Source organism: Anaerococcus tetradius ATCC 35098, assembly GCF_000159095.1.
Lineage (GTDB): Bacteria > Bacillota > Clostridia > Tissierellales > Peptoniphilaceae > Anaerococcus > Anaerococcus tetradius.
Window position 1 is genome coordinate 1 of sequence record NZ_GG666360.1, and the last position, 399, is coordinate 399.

Genomic DNA, 399 nt, shown 5'->3' on the forward strand with positions numbered 1-399 from the left:
CCAAAAAAATCGTGCCGACAGAAGTATCATTTACTTCTACCAACACGATTTATTATAGACCCAATTAATTTTCATTCCAAGCCTTCTTAGCTTTCACTTATGCTTCTTGTATTTTTTTGTAAAAAAAGAGAGCAAGCTGAGCTTACTCTCTTTGTGATTTTTTGTATCCGTTGGGACTATTTTATTACCTTTGTTACTACTCCAGATGCTACTGTTCTTCCGCCTTCTCTTACTGCGAATCTTAGTCCTTCTTCTAGAGCGATTGGTTTTTGTAGGGTAATCTTGAATGTTGCGTTGTCTCCTGGCATTACCATTTCTACGCCATCTTCTAGTTGGATGTCTCCTGTTACGTCTGTTGTTCTAAAGAAGAATTGTGGTCTGTATCCACTGAAGAATGGT

1 protein-coding gene is annotated in these 399 nt (G+C 37.8%); it reads right to left on the reverse strand.

Annotated elements, in window-relative coordinates; genetic code table 11:
- Nucleotides 1-176 precede the first annotated feature (176 nt).
- Nucleotides 177-399: EF-Tu C-terminal domain-related protein (locus HMPREF0077_RS10175; protein WP_004836255.1), on the reverse strand; the 223-nt coding region annotated here is incomplete at its 5' end.